Source organism: Mesorhizobium sp. M0145, assembly GCF_040322355.1.
Classification (GTDB): domain Bacteria; phylum Pseudomonadota; class Alphaproteobacteria; order Rhizobiales; family Rhizobiaceae; genus Mesorhizobium.
On the sequence record NZ_JAMYTK010000002.1, the window covers coordinates 121539 to 145690 of the forward strand.

Consider the following 24152-nt stretch of genomic DNA (forward strand, 5'->3'; position numbering starts at 1 on the left):
TCAATTCACGTCGGTTTGCCTGGACGCGGCCATCGAACGCCAGACCGGCCGCAGCGCCTCATGCGCCAATGTGTAGGATGGGGCCATCGCCTCGTAGGCACCGGCAAGTTTCCGGTCGCTGGGCTCGGCCGCACGGAGCAAAGGCGTGACCCATTCACTGACGCAATCGTCCATCGATGCGTACTGGCCGACGCAGACCGCAGCAATCATTGCGGCGCCCGCAGCACCGGCCTCCTCGCGCTCGCTGGTGCGAATGTCGGCGCCGACCGCAGCACCCAGGATCTTGCGCAGAGCCGGGCTCCTGGCCGCTCCGCCGGTCAGGCGGATTTCCTTGGGCAGTGGCCCCATGGCGGCGTAGCAATCGCGTGCCGCGAAAGCCAGCCCCTCGAACACCGCGCGGACCATGTCGGCATAGCCGTGCCTGGACGAAATGCCGATGAAGCCGGCCCTGGCATTGGCATCGACGAACGGCCCGCGCTCGCCGGCCTCCGAGACATAGGGCTGGTAGAGCAGCGAGCCTGGCTCAGACGACGATATCCACTGGTCGACCAGCGCGATCATCTCGCCGTTGGTCCGCGTAATCCCTTGCGAGGCGAGAATGCCGGAGGCGAGGCCAAGGACCCAGTCAATATTGAGCGTTGCCGCCATGTTCGACTGCATCTGCGCAAAGACGCCGGGTGCCGGCATCGTCATCGTGTAGCCGGTTGCAGCCTCGTTGAGCAGCACCTCGTCCGGTGTTTCGGCAAGCCGCATATGCATGCCGGTGGAACCGATGATCGAGCATCCCGGCTTGCGCTCGCGATCGAACAGGCCGGCGCCAAGCGCCGTGCAGGCGACATCGACATAGGCCAGAACGACCGGTGTGCCGGCGAGCAGGCCGGTCGCATCGGCTGCTGCCACCGACAGCGAGGTGCTTTGCCTGGTGCCATCGACGATGGGCGGCAACAGATGCCGGAGATCGGTGACGCCGAGTACCTCGAGCACATCATCGCAATAGCCGCGCGTGCGGAAGTCGCCGAAGGTGAAGGTGCCCTCGGACGGGTCGGTGGCGCGGTGGCCGGTCAACTTGAAATAGAGCCAGTCCTTGCAGTGGAACGCCGTCGCTGCATTGGCAAGCATCGCGGGCATGTGGCGCTTCATGAACACGAACTGCGATCCCTGCTGGCAGGCAGCGAGCCCGCTGCCGGTCTTTTCGAAGCGCAGCCGGTCCTCCGGCCGCGCGCGGATCTCCTCGACGACCGCGGCAGCGCGCGCGTCGAGCCACAGCCAGCCCTTGGCAACCGGCTCGCCATCCTTGTCGATCAGCCAGGTACCGTCGCCCTGCCCGGTCACGGCGATGGCAATGGTCCGGCTGGCGAGATCCGGCACCTTGTCGGCAAGCTCGCGCAAGGTCGTCGCGGTATCGGCCCAGGTGCGTGTCAGGTCCTGCTCGGCACCGCCGCCCGGCAGTGTCTCGTATTTATTGGGCAGCGCGGCGGACGCGATCTGCCTGCCCGCCGTGTCAAAGGCGACGGATTTTATGACAGACGTGCCGGCGTCGATGCCGATCAGCACATCCTGCATCAAGCAAGCTCCGTGCCGTGCGAAATGGCGTCGCCGCTCGCCTGATCGAAGACGTGCAGGTTTTTCGGATCGATGCTGATCTTGATCGGTGCGCCGAGCTCCAGGCGCGTCCGGTCATGTTCGACCAGAACCAGCGAACCGCCGGCGAAATCGGCGGCAATATGGGTCTGGTCGCCAAGCCATTGATTGGCCGAAACCATGGCCGGGACGCCATCCTTCGAGCGGCGCACGGCATAGGGCCTGACGCCGATGACGACGCGTTGGCGGTTGAGCAATTCGTCGCGAACCGGGCCGCTGAACGCATCCTTGTCGTAGTCGAGCGAAAGCCCGTCGGGCAGCTTGAGACTGATCTTGCCGGCAGCCGTGCCGACATAGGCCTCGAAGACATTCATCGGCGGCTCGCCGACGAAGGTGCCGGTGAACAGGTTTGCCGGCCGCTCCTTGAGCCTGTCAGGCGTATCGAACTGCTGCAGCACGCCGCCCTCCATAACGGCGATGCGGTCGGCCAGCGCATTGGCCTCGGTCTGGTCGTGGGTGACCAGAATCGCGGTCAGGCCGCGCTCCTTGATGAAGTGCTTGATGCGGCCGCGCAGCACGGCGCGAAGCTGCGGCTCGAGCTGGCCCATCGGCTCGTCCAGCAGATGCAGGTCGGCCTCGCGGATCAGCGCCCGGCCGAGGCTGGCGCGCTGCTGCTGGCCGCCGGAGATCGAGCTCGGATAGCGCTCGAGAATGTCCTCGATCTCGAGCAGCTTGGCGATGTTGGCAACCTTTGCATCGACCGCACTCTTCGCCAGCCTGGCCGCCTTGAGGGCGAAGGCCATGTTCTCGCGCACGGTCAGCGGCGGGTAGAGCGAATAGCCCTCGAAGGCCATTGCGACGTTGCGCCTGACCGGCGGCAACGTGTGCACCTTGCGGCCGGCAACCGCGATGGTGCCGCGCGAGACCTCTTCGAAGCCTGCGATCATGCGCAATGTCGAGGTCTTGCCGCAGCCGGACGAGCCGAGCAGCGCCACGATCTCGCCCTTGGCGATTTCCATCGTCAGGTTCTTGACGGCGTGTACGCCGCGGTCGATCGGACCGTAGAACTTGTCGACGCCCGAAATGGTGATTGCGGTCGGGCTCATGCCGCTTCTCCGCTGCGCAAATTGACGACGTTTTTCGAGCCGATGCGCTCGCCGCTTGTGCGATCGAACAAAAGGGCGCTTTTACTGTCGACGGCAATGTAGACCTTGCCCTCGGATTGGCCCGGTGTCCCGGAAGGACGCGAAACCAGGATTTCACGGCCACGCACGGTGCGCACCAGCGTGACGATCTTCTCGTTGAGCGGCGTCTCGGCCTCGACCGTCACCGGGATGGCGCCGGGCGTGCGTTCATCGACAAACGCCAGCGCCTCCGGCCGCAAACCGATCACGCAGTCGCGGCCGACCGCCGCCTCATGAGCGCCGGCAAGATGGACCTGGACGTTGGACAGGCCGACATAGATGCCCTTGGCGTCCCGCGCCGGCTTGACGTCCAGAAGGTTGATGGTCGGATCGCCGAACAGCCGGGCGATCTCGACGTTGGCCGGCTCGCGGTAGATCTGCTCGGGCGTGCCGAGCTGTTTGACGACGCCCTGCGACATCACCGCGATGCGGTCGCCGAGCGCCATCGCTTCCTTGTAGTCCTGGGTGACGTAGATGACGGTCGCGCCACGATCCGCCAGCAGTCTTGGCAATTCCAGCCGCATTTCGAAGCGCAATTTGGCATCGACGTTGCGCAAGGGATCATCGAGCAGCAGCAGCGGCGGCGAGCCGACCAGGGCGCGGGCAAGTGCGGTGCGTTGCTTCTGGCCGTTGGACAGCGCCCGTGGCTTGTGGCTGAGCACATGGCCGATTTTCAACAGCTTGGCGACGCTCTCGACGCCGGTCTTTATCGTGCCTTGCGATGAGTGCTTCGCCTGCAGCGGCGTCGCAATGTTATCGAACGCCGTCATATGCGGGAACAGCGCGAAGTTCTGAAATGCCATGCCGACGCCGCGGAACTCGGCGTCGAGATCGGTCATGTCCTCGCCGCCGATGAGTATCTTTCCCTCGTCGGGGTCGATGACGCCGGCCACCAGCCGCAGCAGCACGGTCTTGCCGGCGCCGGACGGCCCGAACAGGACCAGCGTTTCGCCGTCGGCGACGGTCAGCGACAGATTGTCGAGAACAGTCTGGCTTTTATAGCGCTTGACGATGTTTCGCAGTTCGAGGCTTGCCATCGGACTATCCTTTCACCGCGCCAAGCGACAGGCCTTCGACGAGATAGCGTTGTGCATAGAGCGCGAGCGCCAGCGTTGGCGTGATCGACAGCACGATCGCCGCCGAGATCTGGCCGTACTGGATGCCCGAGGAGGTGATGAAGGCGAGCGCGCCGACCGTCACCGGCTGCTTGTCGGCCGAGGCGAGCACCAGCGCAAAAACGAAATTGTTCCAGGCAAAGATGAAGGCGAGCAGACCGGCAGCGGCAATGCCTGGGCCGGCGAGCGGCAGCGCGATCTTGCGGAAGGTGGCAAACCAGGAATGTCCGGCAATGCGGTAGGCGTATTCGATGTCGGCGGGAATGTCCTCGAAATAGCCGCGCACGATCCACAGGATCAACGGCAGGCAGATCAGCTGATAGACCCAGATCAGCCCGATATAGGTGTTGGCCAGCCCGAGCTTCTGGAAATAGAGGGTGAGCGGCAGGAGCACCAGCAGCGCCGGCGCAAACCGGAACGACAGCAGCGTAAAGGCAATGTCCTCCGAGCCGCGGAATTTGTGCCGCGCAAAGGCGTAGGCCGCCGGAACGCCGAGCAGCAACGCGACGGCAACCGAGGTGACCGACAGGAAGACGGAATTCCAGAGGTTGCGCATGAAGGCGATATCGAGCGTGCCGGCCGCCGTCATCAGCTTGCCGGTGATCAAGGCAGTGTAGTTGGCGAGCGTCGGCTCGAAGACAAGCTGCGGCGGAATCCGCAGGATTGTCTCGTTGGTCTGGAACGACATCATCAGGATCCAGACGATCGGGAACATGAAGAAGATCACGACCAGCGCCAGGGCAATGCCGCGCAGGATGCGTTCGAGAAGCGAGGTGTGTTCCACGCCAGCCTCCTATGCCTGGCCGCGGGCGCGTTCGCGCAGCCGCAGCCAGTTCTTGATGAAAATGTTCGAGAGGAAATAGGTGATCGCCCACAGGATGATCATCAGTGCCGCCGAGCGGCCGACATTGGTCGACTGGAAGAAATTGAGATAGGCCTCGACCTGGAACACGGTCAGCGTGTCGCCCGGACCGCCCTGGGTCATAGCGTAGATGATGTCGAATTGCTGGATCGAATCGAGCAGGCGGAACAAGGTCGCCGTCAAGATGTAGGGGGTCAGCATCGGCAGTGTGATGCGGAAGAAGACGAAGCTGCGTGGCACGCCGTCGAGTGCTGCCGCCTCGAAGGGCTGCGTCGGCAGGCTGCGCAGGCCGGCAAGCAGCAGGATCATGATAAAGGGCGTGTAGACCCAGATGTCGACAAGAACGACGGTGAGCAGTGCCGTCGACGGAGACGAGGCCCAGCGGAAATCCTGCAACCCGATCAGGCTGGCGAGATAGCTGAGCACGCCGAAACCGGGATTGGTCATCAGCTTCCACATCAGCGCGGCGAGCGCCGGCGCCGTCATCAGCGGCATCAGCAGCATGATCGAGATGAAGTTGTTCAGCGTCGAGCGCTTTTGCAGCAGCATGGCGATGCCGAGACCGAGAAGCAGTTCAAGCACAACGGTGATGCCGGCGTAGAGCAGCGAGATCTCCAGCGTGTTCCAGAACTTCGGGTCGGTGAAGAAGGAGATATAGTTGTCGCCCCAGTTGAACTGCCGCGCCCAGGGTTGGCTCAACCGGTAGCGCTGGAACGAATAGACCACCGACGTCAGGAACGGGATCAGGATGCCGATGCAGACCAGCAGAGCCGGCAGGCTGAGGAGATAGGGCAGCACCCGCTTGCTGATCCTGAAGCCCGACGGCCTGTTTCTTTGTATTGTCGCCGCAGTCATCGGCTGCTCCGTCATCCTGTTGCTTCGCCGTCCCGGCCGCCCAAGGGAGCAAGGCGGCCGGTCGGGCGAGCAGGCGGCACCTTTCGGGACCGCGTCGCAAACGTATCACATCTCAAAGGCTGGCCCGCGGACGGGTCAGCCTTGGCCGCGGCTTAGCCGAGCCCGGCTTCCTTGAGCTGGCTGTTGATGCTCTCGGCCAGCTTGTCGAGGCCCTCGTCGACCGGCACTTCCTTGGCCACCATCTTCTGCAGCGTCGCCGCCCATTCGGTGGTGAGATCGAAGAACAGCGGCTGCGGGGTGAACTTGATGCTGGCGCCTGGCGCCGAGACGTCGAACATCTCGACATAACCCGGATAGCTCTTGTTCAGCTTCTCGCGGAACATCTCGTCGTTCCAGACCGACTGACGAACCGGATTGACGAAGTCCATCTTGGTCGCACCGAACAATGCATGCTCGGGTCCGGATGCCCATTGCATGAAGTACCAGGTGGCGTCCTTGTCCTTGGAGAAGTTGGACATCGACAGCGACCAGATCCAAATATTGGGCGTCGGCGCCTTGGCGGCAGGATTGGCCTTGAATGCCGAAAAGGCGAGCTTGCCGGCCATCTTGTTGTCGCCGCCATTCATGAAGTAGCCAAGGATGTCGGCGTCGTAAATCATCGCCGAAGCACCTGCACCGAGATCGGTGCCGACCTGATACCAGGTGTAGGTCGACCAGTCCTTCGGGCCGCTCTCCTGGATCATCTGGACCCACTGCTTGTGGAAAGCCTTGGATTCGGCGGTGCTCATCGCGGCCGACAGCTTGCCGTCAGCCGAGACGTTCAGGTCCTTCTGGTCGAAATTGGCGTAGGCCGACAGGAAGCCCGGGTGGATCGTTGCCCAGGAGCGCGAGCCGCGCACGCCGATGCCGTAGACGCCACCGCCGACGTCCTTGGTGAGCTTCGCCGCCGTAGCGACCATCTCATCCATATTGCCGGGAACGCTGACGCCGACCTTGTCGAACATGCCCTTGTTGTAGGTGATGTTGTTCTGCTCGAAGCCCCACGGAATGCACCATTGCTTGGCGTCCGCCGAACCGAGCGCGCCGCCCGGCTGGCCGTTCCAGGCGCAGGAGTTCTTGACGCCTGGCAGGAAGTCGTCCCAGGCATATTTCGGGTTGGTCTTGGCCGGATCCTTGATCCATTCGTTGAGGTCGGTGATCCAGCCGGCCGGGCCGTAGGTCCAGGTCATGTAGGCGCCGGTCATGAAGGCATCGTATTCGGGCGAGCTGGCCGACAGCGCGGCGGTAACCTTGTCGAAATAGACGTCTTCCGGGAATACGTCATAGACGACTTCCATGCCGGTCAGCTTCTTGAAATTGTCGAGGTTGGCGATCATCGCATCGGCGTAAGGATGCTTGTTGAGCAACAGCTTGATGGTTTTGCCCTTATGCGCCTGCCAGTCGAAATCAGCCGCCAGGGCGCGGGTCTGCCCGAAATTGAGCAGTGTGCCGGCGGTGCTGGCGGCAAGGCCCATTGCACCGAGGCCCTTGATCAGCCCACGGCGGTCGACTTGTCCACGCAGGAATGCGTCGATGAGGTCTTTCTCTTTCTCATGCATTTCTCTTCTCCTCCACAGGGTAGTTTCAACGAAATGGTTGCCGGCTACCCGACCGGCGTCTGTTCCACGAGCGATCGCGCCGTCCGCTCGTCGGTTATCAGGCCCTTGAGATAGCGGCCCTCCAGCACTGACTTGATGGCGCGAACCTTCACCTTGCCGCCGGCGACGGCGACAATCCTGCGGTTGCTGATGTCTTCGCGCGCCAGTGCCAGCGCCCGGTTGGAAAGGGTCGTCGCAACGGCCTTTCCGGCATCGTCGAAGAAATGGCCGAGCAGTTCGCCGACGCCGCCGTTGCGGCGAATCTCCTCCATCTCGCCCTTCTCGATCATGCCGGTGGCGACAAGCGAGGCCTCACGCTCGGCGGTGCCGATGCCGGCAATGAGCAAGTCGGCGGTCTTGGCGAGGTCGAAGACATCGCTGACGCCCTTCTGCCCGAGCAACACCGTTCGATCCTCGACCGTGTTGGCGAACATCGGTACGGGCATCACATAGGCCTCCGCACCAGTCCGCTCGGCGACGCGGTGGATGACGTCATGCGGATTGGCCGAGAACTTGCGCGTCAGGCCGCCAAGCAGCGAGACGAAACGGATCCTGCCGGCCGATATGCGCGGCAGATATTCCACGCAGGCGGCAAGCGTGCGGCCGTGGCCGACGCCGATCAGCGCCTCTTCGCCGCGTTCGATCTCGCGCTTGAGAAACTGCGCGCCAGCAATGCCGAGCGCCTTGAGCGGCAGGTCTTCGGCATCGAAGTCCGGAACCACCTCGCAGTAGTCGAGGCCGTACCGGCCGGACAACTCATCCTCAAGCTCCACGCATTCTGAGACTTCGCCGTCGATGTAGACTTTGACCAGGCCTTCCTGATTGGCCTTGGTGATCAGGCGATGCGCCTTGAGACTGGTCAGGCCAAGCCGTTTGGCGACCTCCGACTGGGTCAGGCCGCCGGCATAGTGAAGCCAGGCGGCACGGGCTGCCATGCCGGTCTCATCGTCGCGCAGCAGGCCGTTGCCAAAACCAACCATTTCCGCCCTTTGATATTTTTATCAGTTGCTGCAAAATTTTTCACAAGGCGTCGCCCGAGTCAAGCAACCGCTGCGTTTAAATCTCCGGCCAGGAGCTTGCCGGCCGGGGCCGAATAGGGCCGCGCTAACCAACGGGCAAGAAATAACACCGACCGCGCGCCATTTAAAACGTTTGCAATTTCGCTTGAAGTGATTACAAACGTTTTCAAAACTTCGTTCGGGAGGAACGATGCCGGCCCGCGTTACCACCCTCAAGGAACTTGCTGCGCAGCTCGGCCTGTCGATTACCACCGTTTCGCGCGCCCTTGCCGGTCACGAGCAAATTGCCTTGAAAACGCGCCAACGTGTCGCCGAGGCTGCGCATCAGGCCGGCTATGTGCCGAACACCGCAGCCCGCACGCTGGTCTCCGGCCGCAGCGGCTTTGTCGGCATGGTGCTTCCGATCCGCGGCCCCAATCTGGTCGATTCCTTCCTCGGCGAATTCGTCACCGGGCTCGGCGAAGGGTTGGTTTCGCACGGCTCCGACCTGATCCTGGCCGCAGCGGCGCAGGGCCAGTCGGAACTTTCCGTGCTTCGCCATGTCGTCGAATCCGGACGCGCCGATGGGGTCGTCGTCACCCGCATCGCCGAGGTCGACGAGCGGCTTGCCTATCTGCGTCACCGCAATTTCCCGTTCGTCGCGCATGGCCGGCTGCTCGACGGCGACTTTGCCTACCATTGGCTCGATACCGATGGCGCGCACGCATTCGGCGAGGCCTTCGACATGCTCTACGATCTCGGACACCGCCATTTCGGCCTGGTGACGATTTCCGAGCCGATGACATTTCGCCATCTCAGACAGGACGGGCTCGCCGCGGCGATCGCCCGCCGGGGCGATCCGTCCGTCAGGCTCGATGTGGCGACGGCGCCGCGTTTCGATCGCGGTGCCCGCATCCAGGCAATCATCCGGCTTCTGCACGCCACCGAGCGGCCGACGGCGATTGTCGCGCTGTTCGACGAGCTGGCGCTGACTGTGATGGAAGAGGCGGGGCGCGCCGGACTTGCCATTCCTCGCGACCTTTCGGTGATCGGCTTCGACAACATAGCCGCCTCCGCCTATGCGCCGCCGGGGCTGACCACTTTCGACGCCTCGATCCGCCGGTGCGCGCGCGAGATCGGCGAGATGCTGCTGACCGTCATCGGCGACAGGCCGGACGCGCCACTGACGCGGCTGGTCCGGCCGACACTTGTCTCGCGGGCAAGCCATGGCCCGGCACCCACAGGACGGAACTGACGCCTTAGCGGCGCACAACCAGGGAGGAAGACGACGATGAATGCGTTGAGGACATTGGCAGGTGCGGTGCTGGCGTTGTCGCTTGCTGCCGGCGCAGCACAAGCCCAGCAGGTGTTGTTCTGGTCGACACAGGCGCGACCAGTGGAAGAGACACAGAAGATGCGCAGCGAAGTGCTGAACGGGTTTGACGGCCAGGTCGACTATCAGGTCGCCGAGGACGGGCCCTGGCTTACCCGCCTTCAGGCCGAACTGCAGGCCGGTTCCGGCACCATAGGCGTGCTCGGCGGCCTGCACGGAGACTTCTCCACCGTCGGCGCGAACCTTGTCGATCTCTCTGGCATCGATCTCGGTCGCGTCAAGGTCAACGAGACCTACAAGAAGCTCGGCATGCTCGGCACCGGCGAGCAGAAGTACCTGCCATGGATGCAGGCCACCTTTCTGATGGCGGCCAACAAACAGGCGCTGCAATATCTGCCGGCCGGTACCGATCTCAACACCATCACTTATGACCAACTGATCGAGTGGGCGAAAAACATCGCTGAAAAGACCGGTTCCCCCAAATTCGGTTTTCCGGCCGGCCCGAAAGGGCTGAAGCACCGTTTCTTCGAGGGTTTTCTCCTTCCATCGTATACCGGCTCGATGGTGACGAAGTTCCGCTCGGCGGAGGCCGAGACGGCGTGGAACAAGTTCAAGGAATTGTGGCAATACACCAACCCGAATTCGACCAACTATGCCTTCATGCAGGAGCCGCTGCTGACCGGCGAAGTCTGGGTGGCATTCGATCACGTGGCGCGCCTCGCCGACGCCTTCAACCAGAAACCCGACGAGTTTGTCGCCTTCCCGGCGCCGGCTGGCCCGGCAGGCCGCGGCTACATGCCGGTGGTGGCCGGTGTCGCTATCCCGAAGACCTCGCCTGACATGGACAAGGCCAAGGCGCTGGTCGCCTATATGCTGAAACCGGAAACCCAGATCGCGACGCTGAAGGCGACAAACTTCTTTCCCATCGTCGACGTCAAGCTGCCCGACGAGATGCCGGCCTCGGTGAAGGCCTTCAGCCCAGTGATCGCCACCATGACCGGAGCTCCCGATGCGTTGCCGGCGCTGCTGCCGATGGGACTTGGCGGCCTCGGCGGCAAGTTCAACCAGGTCTACACCGACAGCTTCGAGCGCATCGTGCTCGGCGGCGAGGATGTGCACGGCGTGCTCGACGAACAGGCGACGGCGCTGAAGGCGATCATCGACCAGGCAAAGGCGCCATGCTGGGCGCCCGACAAGCCCTCGCAAGGCGCCTGCCCGGTCGATTAAGAATCCTCCCGGGCGTCCGGATTTCCAGCGCGCCGGGCGCCCACCCCTTTTGAAGCTTCGAATAGAGAGCGCTCCATGCACAGCAAGGCCCTGCCCTCTCTGCTGCTGACGCCGGCGACGCTGTTCCTCTGTGTCTTTTTCCTCTACCCGTTCGTGTTGGTCGCCTTCGAGGCGTTCACCCGCGACGGCGGCTTTACGCTCGACAATTTCCGCACCATGGCGGGCAGCTGGAAGTTTCCGGTCACTGTCCGCAATACGCTGCTGCTGAGCGCCATCGTCGTGCCGATCCAACTGGTGATGGCGCTGCTGATGGCAACGGTGGTGTCGCGGCTTGAAGCCGGGCGCAGCGCTGCGCTTTACATCTTCGCTATTCCGCTCGGCATATCCGATCTCGCCGCCGGGCTGATCTGGCTCGCCATCTTCGACCAGTCCGGCTTCCTGAACACCTTGCTCTCCAATCTCGGCGTCATCGACAGGCCGGTTATGTTCCTCGGCTACCAGAGCAAGCTGACGATCTTCATCGCCGTGGCGCTGGCCGAGATCTGGCGCGCGACCGCCATCATGATGGTCATTCTGGTCGCCGGCATGGGGCTGATCCCCCGGGAATACTACGAGGCGGCGGAGGTTTTTGGCGCTAGCCCGTGGAAGCGCTTCATCAAGATCACGCTGCCTCTGCTGCGCCCAAGCCTGCAGACGGCGATCATCCTGCGCGTCATCCTTGCCTTTGAGGTCTTTGCCGTGGTTGCAGCACTCGGCGGCACCAATCTGCCGGTGCTGATGGGCGAGACCTACAATTGGCAGTTCACGCTGCAGGACCACAATGTCGCCGCCGCCATGGCGCTGTTCATCCTCGCCATCTCGATCGGCTTCACGCTGTTCTTCCTGCGGGTGCTGCGTGTGCCGAAGGAGACTCGCATATGAGCACTGTCGCGGAGCTCTCGATTGCCGCGCCTGAGGCCCGCAAAGCCGGCAACTGGTTGCTGGTCGCAACGGTCATCCTGCTTTGCGTCTGGGTGCTGCTGCCGATCTATCTGTTGATCGTCAACGCGCTGTCGTCGCCGGAAGAGGTGACCGCCTTTCCCAAGCGCTTCTTCCCGTCATTCGATTTCGGCAGCCTTTCTTTCTTCATCAATTTCGCCGGCGTCGCCAAGGCGCTGTGGAACTCCGTTCTCGTCGCCACGCTGACGATGCTCCTCTCGATCGGCTTCGGCGCACCCGCGGGCTACGCGCTGTCGCGCTTCGAATTCCCGGGCAAGGAAACGTTCCGTTTCCTTGTGCTGATGACCCGCGCCTTCCCGCTGCCGCTGCTGGCGCTGCCGCTGGCGGTGATGTTCATCCGCACCGGCCTCGACGACACCGCGATCGGGCTGGCGCTGGTCCACACCACGCTGGCGCTGCCGTTTGCGGTGCTGATCACCTTCTCGCTGTTCTCCGGCATTCCCGTCGAGCTGGAGGAGGCGGCCTGGACGCTCGGCTGCACGAGATTGCAGGCATTCCGAAAAGTCATTCTGCCGCTGGCGCTGCCGGGCATCGCGGCGTCGGCGGTGTTTGCCTTCACCATCTCCTGGAACGAGGTGTTTGCTGCCGCAGTGCTCACCATAGAGAACCGGACGCTGACCGCCTTCCTGTTGCAGAGCCTCGGCGAATCGCCGCTCTACCTCAAATTTGCCGGTGGCGCGGCACTGGTCATTCCGGCGCTGATCTTCATCTTCGCCGTTCGCAAATATCTGTTCGCCATGTGGGGGATCGCCAACCGATGACGCGCACAAAAGAGAACGCCGATGGCTGAGATCGTCATCAAGCAGGTGGCAAAACGTTTCGGCGGCTTCACCGCGCTGCATTCGATCGACCTGACCATCGCCGACCAGGAATTCATGGTGCTGCTTGGCGCCTCGGGTTGCGGCAAGACCACGCTGCTGAGGATCGTCGCCGGGCTGGAAACGCCAAGCCAGGGCGAGGTCTGGATCGGCGGCCGTCGCGTCGACCATCTGCCGCCGCGCGAACGCGGCATCGCCATGGTGTTCCAGAATTACGCCGTGTTTCCGCACCTGACGGTATTCGAGAATATCGCCTTCGGCCTGCGCATGAAGAAGCTGCCGCAGCAGGAGGTCGACGGGCGCGTCAACCGCACCGCCGAGCTCATGCATATCGAACAGCTTTTGAAGCGCTATTCGGGCCAGCTTTCCGGCGGTCAGCGCCAACGCGTGGCTGTGGCCCGGGCCCTGGCGATGGAGCCTGACGTGATCTTGATGGACGAGCCGCTGTCCAACCTAGACGCGCTGCTGCGGCTCGAAATGCGCGCCGAGCTCAAAGGTGTGCTCGCGGCGTCCAAGACCACCACCATCTACGTTACCCACGACCAGGTCGAGGCGATGAGCCTCGCCGACCGCATCGCCGTCATGCATCAGGGCCGTATCGTCCAGGCCGCCTCGCCGGTAGAGGTCTACCGCAATCCGGCGGCCCGCTTCGTCGGCTCCTTCATCGGCAACCCGCCGATGAATTTCATCCCGGCGACGAAGACGGCCGACGGCAGTTGGACCGTCGCCGGGCTGACGCTGCCCGGCCCCAAATCGGACAAGCAGACGATAGAATTCGCCATTCGCCCCGAGGATGTGGACGCCGGCAACGAAGGTATTAACGCCACCGTGCGCGTTGTCGAGCCGCTCGGACCGCACACGCTGGTCACCTGCGACGTCGAGGGCGGCCTGTTCCGCGCCATCCTCGAATCGAATGCCACGGTCGCCGTCGGCGATCACTTGCGGCTTTCGCCCAAACCCGATCGCATCCGCTGGTTCGATCCCGAAACCACCAACGCCCTTTGATCCCCTTCGATTCTGAAAGTACGAACGCCCCGATGATATCTCTTGCTGTCGACGAAACCATCGCCCGCGCCGTCGAGGTGCTCAGGGAAAATGACCAAGGCACCTATACCATACCGACCAAGGGGCTCTACCCGTTTCAGTGGAACTGGGATTCCTGCCTGACCGCGCTCGGCCTTGCCCACTATGACGAGGCGCGCGCCTGGACCGAGATCGACACGCTGTTCGCCCACCAATGGCCAGACGGCATGGTGCCGCACATCGTCTTCCATGTCTGGAGCGACGGCTATTTCCCCGGGCCGGAGGTCTGGCGAACCAACCGCCCGACTGCCACCTCCGGCATCACCCAGCCGGCGGTCGCCGGCTTTGCCGTGCGCCGCTTGTTCGACCAGGCCAAGGACAAGGCCCTGGCGGCCGAGCGCGCCCGCGCGCTGTTGCCGAAAATCGATGCCTGGCACCGCTGGTTCTACGAAAATCGCGACCCGGACGGCGAAGGGCTGGTCGCCATAATCCACCCATGGGAGTCCGGCCGCGACAACTCGATCGACTGGGACGAGGCGTTCGAGCGCGTGCCGACCGAAGGCGTCGAGCCCTACACCCGCCGCGACATCCTGCACGCCGATCCGGCGCATCGTCCAACCAAGGCACAGTATGACCGCTATGTCTGGCTGTTGCAGCATTTCCGCGGGCTTGGCTGGGATAATGCCCGGCTGCACGATGCCTCGCCATTCCAGGTCGTCGATCCCGGCTTCAACGCCATCCTGATCCGTTCCGCCGCCGACCTTGCCGATCTCGCCGAGGCACTTGGCGAAACCGAAATCGCAGAAGCCAATCGCGCCCGTGCCGAAAAGGGGCTTTCGGCAATGGAACGGCTGTGGAGCGACGCGCATGGCCAGTACATTTGTTTCGACCGAGTGGCCGGAAAGCATGTTGACAGCGCGTCGGTCGGCGGCATTCTGTCGGTATTTTCGGCCATCCCGGAAAGCCGGGCAGCGACCATCGCTGCAACGATCGAGCGCATCGCCGGCAAAGCGCGTTACATCGTCCCGTCGCACGATCCTGAGGATGGGCGCTTCGACCCAAAGCGCTACTGGCGCGGCCCGGTCTGGCTGGTGGTCAACTACATGATCGCCGACGGCCTTGCCGCCGCCGGCCACAGCCAAATCGCACAACGGATCACGCAATCCAGTCTCGAGCTGATCGCCGAGAGCGGTTTTGCCGAATATTACGATCCCCTCAGCGGCGAGCCGCTCGGCGGCAATCGCTTCACCTGGACCGCGGCAATGGTGATCGAGTTCCTGAAGGGCAGAGCCTGAACGCTTCCGCCTAGGCCGCCGGCTACCAAAGCCCGTTCTGTCTGCCGAATAACAGTCGACCCCATTTGCGTCTGAGGCATGTCCCGGCCCATCAAAACAGGGCCAAGGCATGCCAATCTTCACCATGCCAGAGCTATAATAATTCTTCACAAACCGCTATCTATACTGCGTCGGGGCGGGGAGAAGCGCGGCTTGGAATTCGATCTGAAAACCATTGAGGCGCTTGCTCCCGATCAGGCGTCGCTGAGCGCCGCCTCCAAGCTCACCAAACGAACGAACTGGCCGCGGCTCGAAAAGCATGAGCAGCAGGCGCTCATCTGGGGCGAATGCCAGGGCTCCGGCTCCAATCCTTATCGAGTGGTGGTCGACACGGGTGATCACGGCTACAAATGCACCTGCCCTTCGCGCAAATTCCCATGCAAGCACACTCTGGCCCTGATGTGGATTGCCGCCACCGCGCCAGCCAGTTTTGCCGCTGCCAATACCACGCCGGAATGGGTGAATGACTGGCTTGGCCGACGCAGGAAGACAACGCCACAGCCGGCGCAACCGGTACCCGGTGCGGAAGCCAAGCGCATCGGCGAAGCCTCACAAGCCGACGAGAGCACCGCCATTGAAGACATCGCGGCGCTGGAGCGTCGCGAGGCGGCGCAGCGCAAGCGGGCGGAAAGCACACGAGAAGCAGTGTCGGCTGGGCTCGATGAGCTTGACCAGTGGATTGCCGACCAGTTACGGCTCGGTCTGTCCGGGTTTGTCGACGCCAGCAGCGACCGTTGCCGGCGGATTGCTGCGCGGCTGGTCGATATGAAGGCAGCCGCGCTCGCCGGCCGTATCGACGAGATTCCGTCGCGGCTGATGGCGCTGCGCAGCGAGGAACGGTCTGATGCGGCAATCCGCGAGCTCGGCAAGCTCGTGCTGCTGGCCAAGGCGTGGCGGTCGGAGCCCGACGACCCCGAGCTGAAGCGCCTCGTATCAACGTCGGAACCCCGCCAACAGGTTCTCAGCAGTCCGGATGCAAGACAGGTTGAAAGCCTCTGGGAAGTTCTCGGCGAGAAGATCGAGAGCCGCCGCGATGGTCTGGTCAGCCATTCGACCTGGCTGCTCGATTTGAAAAGCGCCACCCCGCAATTTGCCGTGCTGCTCGACTTTTTCCCGGCTTCGGCCGGGCGCCGGTCCAACGCTTTTGCACCAGGCGACCGTTTCAATGCCCGACTGGTGTTTTATCCATCACGCCTGCCGCTCCGCGCCCTCGTGGTGGAGCGCATGGGGGAGGTTGTGCCCGGCGCGTGGCCCGATTTTGCTTTTGGCACCGCGAAGGATCCGCTCGCCACGCATGCTTCCCATCAGGACGCCGCGCCCTGGATCGCCGATTGTCCCCTCATGCTGCCGCCCGGTGCTATCCTGCTCGACGATCGGGGCACGGCATGGTGGCAGGCGGAGGATGAACCGCAGGGGATCGCCTTGCCGATCGCCGGCGCGGTAGATCAAACCTTGCTCGGCCTCGACCTTGCAGCCACGGCAGCGCTCTGGAACGGCGCCCGGCTTGAGCTTCTGGCGGCGCAAAGCGAGTTCGGGAGGCTTGATCTGGCGTGAACGAAAGCGAGCAAACAGGCCTGGCGGCAATGCGCGATTGCTGGATCACCGGCGGTGCTACGTTCGATCTGGCTCCGGCCGGATGGAAGGCAATCGCCGGCGGTGCAAGTCCCGACGAACAGGAGCGCCGGCTCCTGGCAATCGCAGCACAAGCACTCGACGTCGCGCTGCGGCCGGCCGCGCCGACGACACTCAAGCGTCGTCCGCCGCTGCCCAGACTTGCCCTGCCCATTCTGCCGGCACGATTTCGGCCGTTGTTGAGAGCCGCTCTGAAGCACGCCGCCGACGCGAGGCGAAAGGCACGCGTGGCGGCGCTCGTCGCCAGCCGCGGCTTTGTGCTCCATCCCATGGACTGGATGCCCTCGGATCAGAACAGCCCTGACGTCTACGCACCATGGGTAGACTGGCAAGCAAGCATGAACGGGGAAAGGCTTGCCCCACAAGAGAAACTGACTGCGGAAAACTGGGATGAGTTCTATCCCGCCGCGCGACGCTTGGCCCTTGCCGATATGCGCCGTACTGACCCGACATCGGCTCGAATGTTGATCGAAGCCAAGGCGTCGGGCGAACCGGCGGAAGTCAGACTTGCGCTGGTCGAGCTTATGCGCTTCGGCCTGAGTGCCGAGGACGTGCCTTTCCTGAAAAGCCTTTCCGCCGACAGGTCCGGCAAGGTGCGCGAACTGGCTGGCCGGCTGCTGGCAAGATTAGGAGAGCACGTTCGCCCGAGCGACGGTGGACCGGACGATCCCGTAGCCGAACTCGCCGCCTTTATCACTGAAGGCAGATCGGGCTTCATCCGCCGCCGGACGATCTACACTCCAGCAAAACTAAAATCCCAAGCGCAGGAGCAACGCCGCGCCGAACTGTTCGAGATATGCAACCTCGTCGAGGTTGCCGAACGGTTCAACACTACGGAAGCCGAATTCATAGGAGGCTGGCAATTCGGTGCCGACAATAAAGCCGACATCCTGATCGCACGAATGGTCGCCGCCTCAGGGAGCGAAGCCGCCCTTACGCAGATGGCGGATACACTTATCGCCGAAGGCGGCAAACCGGCGCTGTTCGTGCTTCACCTCATGCCGCGCCTGGACAGCAGCAGAAAGCGTGTCCTCATCAGGCTGATCCTCAAGGAGACAACTTATCTTGGCATGATCAACCTGGCGGAAGGCATCGATGTCGACTGGCTGGAATGGGACGACCTGACGAATGGACAGGCGCTCGCCGCACTGCGTTCCGCCGCCGGCGGAAAAGACGACGCCGCGCGGCGGGGTCTCGACGATGTACTGGAGACGATCGGCTTCCTTGCCACCGCGACCACGGCAGCGAAATTGATCGACGACATGGTCGCGGCGGGCGTGCCGCCCGCGGCTCCTTCACTCGGGCTTCTACGTCTCAACGCATCACTGGCGGGGCCTGGAACCAACACATGACCAATCCGGAGAACAGCAAAATGAACGCAGCCATCCGCCTCCCGGTCGAGCAGGCCTACGCTTCGGAATTGCAGGCGCTGGCGCGCGATGACGACCGGCAGAGGCCTGCCGGCTGGAGCCTGTCGCCACAGGCTGTGCTGACCTATTTGCTAGGCGGGAAGGCCGGTGACGGCACCTTGGTAACGCCAAAATATGTCGGTCGCCGCCGGTTGATGGAAACCGCGGTAGCGACGCTCGCCACCGACCGTGCACTCTTGCTGCTCGGCGTTCCCGGAACCGCCAAGTCCTGGGTGTCTGAACATCTTGCCGCCGCCATCATGGGCGACTCGACGCTGATCGTGCAGTGCACGGCCGGCACCGACGAGAACCAGATCCGCTATGGCTGGAACTATGCGCAGCTACTGGCAAAGGGCCCGAGCCAGGAAGCGTTGGTGCCGACGCCGCTCTACCGAGCCATGCAGAACGGCAAGCTCTGCCGGCTGGAGGAACTGACCCGCATGGGCTCAGACGTGCAGGACACGCTGATCACCGTGCTTTCCGAAAAGATGATGCCTATCCCGGAATTGAACACCTCGATCTACGCCCAGCGCGGCTTCAACATTATCGCCACGGCAAACAACCGCGACAAAGGTGTCAACGAGCTCTCCTCGGCGCTCAAGCGTCGCTTCAATGTCGTGGTGCTGCCATTGCCGGAAGACATGGCCGAAGAGGTGGCGATCGTCTCCAAACGGGTCGACGAGATGGCTGGCGGACTCGACCTGCCGGTGCCGAAAAATGTCGGCGAGGAGATCGCCCGTGTGCTGACCATCTTCCGCGAATTGCGCTCCGGCGCGACTGCCGACGGCAAGGTGACGCTGAAGACGCCTTCCGGCTCGCTGTCGACCGCAGAAGCGATCGCCACGATGGTTGGCGGGCTCAGCCAGGCGGCGTGGTTCGACAGTGGCAAGCTCGGCGCCGAAGGTCTCGCCGCCAGCCTTGTCGGCGCGATCGTGAAGGATCCGGTGCAGGACAAGGTGGTGCTGGAGGAATATCTGGAAACCGTGCTCAAGAAGCGGGCCGACTATGCCGGCTATTACGCGGCGCTGAACGCAGCGATCTGACGCCATGGGCCACGGCGACATTGCCTATTTCGGGATACGCCATCACGGGCCGGGTTCCGCCGACAGCCTGGTGCAGGCACTGCAGGATTTGAACCCGGTCGCCGTGCTGATCGAGGGGCCGATCGACGCCTCTGAGCTTCTGCCCATGCTGGCCCGCCCCGAAATGCAGCCGCCTGTGGCGCTCCTTTGCTATCCGGAGGACGATCCGGCTTCGACAAGCTTCTGGCCTTTTGCCGAGTTCTCGCCCGAATACCAGGCGGCGCTTTGGGCTGTGGGCAATAAGGCGACGTTGCAGTTTATCGACCTGCCGTCATCGGCACGGTTCACCACTGCTGCGATCGGTGGCGCGGAGGACACCGATGCGACCGAAGCTACCCAAGCCCCCGAGGATGGTGACGCGGCTCCGCTTCCGCGTGATCCGATAGCCATGCTGGCACACGCCGCCGGTTATGAGGACGGCGAAAGCTGGTGGTCGGACATCATTGAACAGAACCCGGAACCCGGCCCCATATTTGCGGCCATCGCCGATGCGATGACGACACTGCGGAATGGTGAGGGTCCGATCGCGCAGTTCGAAGCCAAGCGCGAGGCGCATATGCGGCTCGAAATCGCCAAGGCGCGTAAGCAGTTCGACGGGCCGATCGCCGTCGTCTGCGGGGCATGGCATGTGCCGGCGCTGCAGGCCACCCACACTCAGAAAAACGATCAGGTCCTGATCAAGGGAATTGCCCGGCGCAAGAGCACAATGACATGGGCACCGTGGACGGGACCGCGCCTGGCGCGGGGATACGGCTATGGCGCGGGCGTCGTCGCACCGGGCTGGTGCAAGCATCTCTGGCGCACGCGCGGCCGGCGCGATGCGGCGACCCTGTGGCTTGCGACGATCGCCGCCGTGCTGCGGGCGAAGGGTCACCTGATCTCGACCGCTTCGTTGATCGAAGCGGAGCGGCTCGCCCGGACGCTAGCCGCGATTCGCGAACGACCGAAACCCGGATTTGAGGAATTGCGCGACGCCGCGATCGCCGCCCTCTTCAACGGCGAAGCGTTGCTGTGGGGGCTGGTCGAGGCCGAGCTGCTTCTGGGTTCGGACGTCGGCGAAATTCCGCCCGACACACCGCTGGCGCCACTGATCGAGGATCTGCAGCGTAGCCAAAAGGCGGCGCGCCTAAAACCCGAGGCGCTGGAGCGGGAACTGTCGGTCGACCTGCGAAGCGAGAGCGGGCTGTTCCGCTCGACATTGCTGCATCGGCTGCACGTGCTTGGTGTGCATTGGGGTAAGTTGACTGACAGCGGCCGCAGCCGTGGCACCTTCCGCGAGCGGTGGACCCTAGCGTGGGAACCGGAATATGCCGTCCGTCTGGTCGAGAACCTGATCTACGGGCCGACCATCGAAAAGGCTGCCAATGGCCGCCTGATCCAGATGATCGAAACGGCGGCGACGCTCGATACGCTTGCGGCACTGGTCCAGAGCGCCATCACTGCAGGCCTGTCGGAAGCATCGACTGCCGGCCTCACGGCGTTGGAGGCACGCGCGGCGCGCAGCAGTGAATGCCTGGAGATCCTGGCGTCGGTGCCGCCGCTCGCCGACATTGTCCGCTACGGCGAGGCCCGCAAAACGCAAACGGACCGGCTGTCCGGCCTCATGGAGCGGCTGATCGTCGAAGGTGCGATCGCGCTTCCCTACGCTGCGCGCGATCTGGATGAGCAGGCCGCCGCGACACTGGTTGGTGCGATGCGCAAGGCCGATGAGGCGATCAGGCTGGTCGAACCCGGCCAAGACGTGCTGGACGGATGGCGCAACGGGCTGGCGGCCGTACTGGAGGCGTCACGGTCGACGGCGCTGCTGGCCGGGTGCGCCGCACACCTGCTGTATGAAGCTGGTCGCCTGTCCGCCGAAGCCGCTGCCGGGCTGCTCGGGCGACGCCTGTCACCGGGGACGCCTGTCACTGACGCGGCCGGGTTCTTCGAAGGCTTCTTCAGCACAGCCGGTCAACGGCTGATTTATGACGAGGGTCTGCGCGGTGCGGTCGATGGGTGGCTCAGATCCCTGGACGAAGATGCTTTCATCGCGCACCTGCCGTTGCTGCGCCGCGTCTTTTCCAATCTGGATCGCATGGAACGCCGCCGGCTGATCGAAGCGGTCCTCGGCCGCGCCGCGCGCTTGCCGGCTGGCCTGACGCCGACGCCGGATGGCGGCGAGGCATGGCGCCGGCACCTGGGGCTGCTTGGACCATTGCTCAACGGAGAAACCGGCAATGGATGACGAGGCCGAAATGAACGAACCCGGCCCGCTCACTGCCGATGGCGGAAGGGAGCGCCGCTGGCGACTGGCGATCGGCGCCGATGACGAAACGTCTGGGGCACTTTCCAGCGACGACAAACGGCTTTCGGCGGCACTCGACGCTCTCTACGGCGACGGCATTAGCGCCGCTTCTGCCGACCCACGCAAGCGGCGTGGCGGCCTTGGCCGGTCGGCGCCGCGCGTTGCACAATGGATGAGCGACATCCGCTCCTTCTTTCCGGCGCAGGTCGTCCAGATCGTCCAGAAGGACGCCTTCGAACGGCTGGACCTGAAGCAGATGCTGATGGAACCGGAATTCCTCAAGGCGATCGAGGCGGACGTCAATCTCGTCGCCGACCTGATTTCGCTGCGCTCGGTCATGCCGGCCAAGACCAAGGACATTGCCCGGACGATCATTGCCGATATCGTCGGCAAGCTGATGCAGAAGCTGGAGCAGAAGACCGCCGAGGCGATACGCGGCGCTCTCGATCGATCGAGACGCACCAACCGCCCGCGTGCACGCGATATCGACTGGCAGCGCACTATTTCGGCGAACCTTCGCCACTATCAACCCGAGCATAGGACCATCGTGCCGGAGAAACTGGTCGGCTTCATGCGCAAGCAGCGCCGGCTTGTCGATCTGGATGAGGTCGTTCTCTGCGTCGACCAGTCCGGCTCGATGGCAAGCTCGGTGGTCTACGCCTCGATCTTCGCGGCGGTGATGGCCTCGCTGCCGGTTGTGCGCACGAAGCTTGTCTGCTTCGATACGGTGATCGTCGACCTGACCGAAGAGCTCAGCGATCCCGTCGAGGTGCTGTTCGGCGTGCAGCTTGGCGGCGGCACCGACATCAATCAGGCGGTCGCCTATTGCGCCGACCGTATCGAACGGCCCACCAAGTCGCATCTGGTGCTGATCACCGATCTCTATGAAGGCGGTAATGGCCAGGAACTGCTGCGGCGACTGGCAGCGCTGGTTCGATCCGGCGTAAATGTCGTCGTGCTTCTGGCGCTGACCGATCAAGGCCGGCCCGGCTACGATCCAACAATGGCAGGCTCGGTAGCAGCCCTTGGTATTCCCGTCTTCGCCTGCACGCCGGATCTGTTTCCGGACATGATGGCTGCGGCCTTACGCCGCGACGATATCGGAGCATGGGCGGCAGGCGCCGACATCAAGGTGGTCCGCGCCGAAACGCAGGCGTCGAGCCACCCATCACCAACTGCCACAGTTTGACAAAACGCGGTCCGCGCCTATGGTCGACCTGTTACAGGAGCGGTGCATGGCGACAGCAACCGACTGCATTTTTGGCGGGTTTTCCGCATGTTTTCTTTCCAGCGAAATTCGCGTCAAGCCGCTCCTGCAATCCTCAGCGGTCTTCGCGTGCGTTGCATCGATATCTGCGCGCCAATAGCATCCGTGAGCGCCCTCTCCTCGCGAACCGCCGAACTTCTGTCGCGACTTGAGGGTCGGCTGGATCGGTCGGCGATCGTCTCGGCAGATGAGGCCGGGCCGCGTTACAGGGAAGACCCCGACGGCAAGACCGGTGCGCGGCCGGAGGTCGTGCTGCGACCGCGCACTGCCGGCGAGGTGTCGGACATACTGCGCCTGTGCAATGAGGCGGGGCAGAGGCTTGTGGTCCAGGGGGGCCGGACCGGGCTTGCCAGCGGCGCTCGCATCCAACCCGGCGAAGCTGTGCTGTCGCTGGAGCGCATGACTTCCGTTGAAGCTCTCGACCGCGAGGCGGCGACCATCATCGCCGAGGCCGGCGCGCCGCTGCAAGCGGTGCAGGAAGCCGCCGATGCGGCCGGCTTGCTGTTCGGCGTCGACATCGGAGCGCGCGGCACGGCCACCGTCGGTGGCAATGTCGCCACCAATGCCGGCGGCATCCGCGTGCTGCGCTACGGCATGTACCGGGCGCAGGTGCTTGGGCTGGAAGCGGTGCTTGCCGACGGCAGTATCCTGACCTCGCTCAAGGGTTTGGCGAAGGACAACTCCGGCTACGATCTCAGCCAATTGTTCATCGGCAGCGAAGGCACGCTCGGCGTGGTCACACGCGCATGCCTGCGGCTGCATCCGAAGCCGGCCACCGAGATCAACGCCTTCTGCGCGCTTGCTTCGCTGGACGCGGCGATCACGTTGCTTGCGCTGCTCAGGCGGAAGCTCGGGCCCTTGCTGTCGGCCTATGAGGTGAATTTCGCACCGCTCTATGGCGCCATGATCGCCGGCATGGAGGCGCCGGCGCCGCTGCCCGCCGGCTCGCCCGTCTATGTGCTTGCCGAGATACAGGGCAGCGAGCCCGACCGCGACGGCGAACGTTTTGCCGCGGTGCTGATGCAGGCGGTTGAAGATGGCGTGATCGACGACGTGGTCGTCTCGCAATCGCCGCGCGAATTCCGGGCGCTCTGGGCGGTGCGAGAAGAGGCCAACCGTTTCCTGTTTTCGATGGCAGGCCTGATCGGCGTCGATATCAGCATCCCACTGGCGAGAATGGCGACTTTCCTGGGCGAAACAGAAGCCGCCATCAGGGCCGTCGACCCTGGCGCCGACATCTACGTCTTCGGCCATCTCGGCGATGGCAATCTGCATTATCAGGTCCGCACCGCGGATCCGGCGGCCGCATACGGCATCGTGTACCGCGGTGTTGCCACCGCCGGCGGTGGCGTTTCGGCCGAACATGGCATCGGCCTCGACAAGAAGGAATGGCTGCACCTTGTGCGCAGCGACGCCGAGATCGCGGCCATGCGCCGCCTGAAAGCAGCCTTCGACCCGAACAACATCCTCAATGCCGGGCGCATCTTCGACCTGGCGCCGGGCTGAAATCGA

19 protein-coding genes are annotated in these 24152 nt (G+C 63.7%); 12 read left to right on the plus strand and 7 right to left on the minus strand.

Annotation, left to right across the window (positions count from 1 at the left end):
* From NKJ28_RS05445 to NKJ28_RS05475, 7 genes are all read right to left on the minus strand, one after another.
* On the minus strand, window positions 1–1563 hold the full coding sequence (locus tag NKJ28_RS05445; protein WP_352590274.1) for an FGGY-family carbohydrate kinase: 1563 nt from the start codon (window positions 1561–1563) through the stop codon (window positions 1–3).
* Window positions 1563–2687, minus strand: coding sequence for an ABC transporter ATP-binding protein (locus NKJ28_RS05450; protein WP_352455240.1), 1125 nt, complete (start codon window positions 2685–2687; stop codon window positions 1563–1565). Before NKJ28_RS05450 ends, NKJ28_RS05445 begins: the two co-directional genes overlap by 1 nt.
* Entirely contained in the window at window positions 2684–3802 is a 1119-nt protein-coding gene (locus NKJ28_RS05455) for an ABC transporter ATP-binding protein (RefSeq protein WP_023676024.1), read from the minus strand. Before NKJ28_RS05455 ends, NKJ28_RS05450 begins: the two co-directional genes overlap by 4 nt.
* A gap of 4 nt (window positions 3803–3806) precedes the next feature.
* On the minus strand, window positions 3807–4664 hold the full coding sequence (locus NKJ28_RS05460) for a carbohydrate ABC transporter permease (RefSeq protein ID WP_023676025.1): 858 nt from the start codon (window positions 4662–4664) through the stop codon (window positions 3807–3809).
* A 9-nt stretch (window positions 4665–4673) separates the two neighbouring features.
* Window positions 4674–5597, minus strand: a complete 924-nt coding sequence (locus tag NKJ28_RS05465) for a carbohydrate ABC transporter permease (RefSeq protein ID WP_352452414.1) — start codon at window positions 5595–5597, stop codon at window positions 4674–4676.
* 152 nt (window positions 5598–5749) lie between these two features.
* The gene (locus NKJ28_RS05470) at window positions 5750–7195 is read right to left on the minus strand and encodes an ABC transporter substrate-binding protein (protein WP_352455241.1); all 1446 of its coding nucleotides are present in this window, start codon (window positions 7193–7195) and stop codon (window positions 5750–5752) included.
* 44 nt (window positions 7196–7239) lie between these two features.
* Window positions 7240–8214, minus strand: a complete 975-nt coding sequence (locus tag NKJ28_RS05475) for a sugar-binding transcriptional regulator (protein WP_352455242.1) — start codon at window positions 8212–8214, stop codon at window positions 7240–7242.
* A 229-nt stretch (window positions 8215–8443) separates the two neighbouring features.
* Here NKJ28_RS05475 and NKJ28_RS05480 point away from each other — a divergent pair, with 229 nt between their 5' ends.
* From NKJ28_RS05480 to NKJ28_RS05535, 12 genes are all read left to right on the plus strand, one after another.
* Window positions 8444–9487, plus strand: coding sequence for a LacI family DNA-binding transcriptional regulator (locus NKJ28_RS05480; RefSeq protein WP_352634419.1), 1044 nt, complete (start codon window positions 8444–8446; stop codon window positions 9485–9487).
* Window positions 9488–9523: 36 nt separating this feature from the next.
* Window positions 9524–10792 (plus strand): ABC transporter substrate-binding protein, encoded by a 1269-nt coding sequence (locus NKJ28_RS05485; RefSeq protein ID WP_352634421.1) that lies wholly within the window; start codon window positions 9524–9526, stop codon window positions 10790–10792.
* Window positions 10793–10867: 75 nt separating this feature from the next.
* Window positions 10868–11713 (plus strand): carbohydrate ABC transporter permease, encoded by an 846-nt coding sequence (locus NKJ28_RS05490; protein WP_352634423.1) that lies wholly within the window; start codon window positions 10868–10870, stop codon window positions 11711–11713.
* The gene (locus NKJ28_RS05495) at window positions 11710–12552 is read left to right on the plus strand and encodes a carbohydrate ABC transporter permease (protein ID WP_023676032.1); all 843 of its coding nucleotides are present in this window, start codon (window positions 11710–11712) and stop codon (window positions 12550–12552) included. The genes NKJ28_RS05490 and NKJ28_RS05495 overlap by 4 nt, the downstream gene beginning before the upstream one ends.
* A 21-nt stretch (window positions 12553–12573) precedes the next feature.
* Entirely contained in the window at window positions 12574–13614 is a 1041-nt protein-coding gene (locus tag NKJ28_RS05500) for an ABC transporter ATP-binding protein (RefSeq protein ID WP_352455248.1), read from the plus strand.
* Between the two features lie 32 nt (window positions 13615–13646).
* Window positions 13647–14927 (plus strand): amylo-alpha-1,6-glucosidase, encoded by a 1281-nt coding sequence (locus NKJ28_RS05505; protein WP_352634425.1) that lies wholly within the window; start codon window positions 13647–13649, stop codon window positions 14925–14927.
* Between the two features lie 192 nt (window positions 14928–15119).
* Window positions 15120–16520 carry an SWIM zinc finger family protein gene (locus tag NKJ28_RS05510; RefSeq protein WP_352634427.1) on the plus strand — a complete coding sequence of 467 codons (1401 nt, stop codon included), beginning with the start codon at window positions 15120–15122 and terminating at the stop codon, window positions 16518–16520.
* A gap of 305 nt (window positions 16521–16825) precedes the next feature.
* Window positions 16826–17950 carry a DUF5691 domain-containing protein gene (locus tag NKJ28_RS05515; protein ID WP_352634429.1) on the plus strand — a complete coding sequence of 375 codons (1125 nt, stop codon included), beginning with the start codon at window positions 16826–16828 and terminating at the stop codon, window positions 17948–17950.
* Window positions 17951–17970: 20 nt separating this feature from the next.
* Window positions 17971–19050 carry an ATP-binding protein gene (locus tag NKJ28_RS05520; protein ID WP_023676037.1) on the plus strand — a complete coding sequence of 360 codons (1080 nt, stop codon included), beginning with the start codon at window positions 17971–17973 and terminating at the stop codon, window positions 19048–19050.
* Window positions 19051–19054: 4 nt separating this feature from the next.
* A complete protein-coding gene (locus NKJ28_RS05525) occupies window positions 19055–21313 on the plus strand; it encodes a DUF5682 family protein (protein WP_352634431.1) in 2259 nt (752 codons plus the stop codon).
* On the plus strand, window positions 21306–22562 hold the full coding sequence (locus NKJ28_RS05530) for a VWA domain-containing protein (RefSeq protein ID WP_023676039.1): 1257 nt from the start codon (window positions 21306–21308) through the stop codon (window positions 22560–22562). The genes NKJ28_RS05525 and NKJ28_RS05530 overlap by 8 nt, the downstream gene beginning before the upstream one ends.
* 183 nt (window positions 22563–22745) lie before the next feature.
* Window positions 22746–24146: an FAD-binding oxidoreductase gene (locus NKJ28_RS05535; RefSeq protein WP_023676040.1), complete on the plus strand. Its 1401-nt coding sequence runs from the start codon at window positions 22746–22748 to the stop codon at window positions 24144–24146.
* Window positions 24147–24152: the final 6 nt, after the last annotated feature.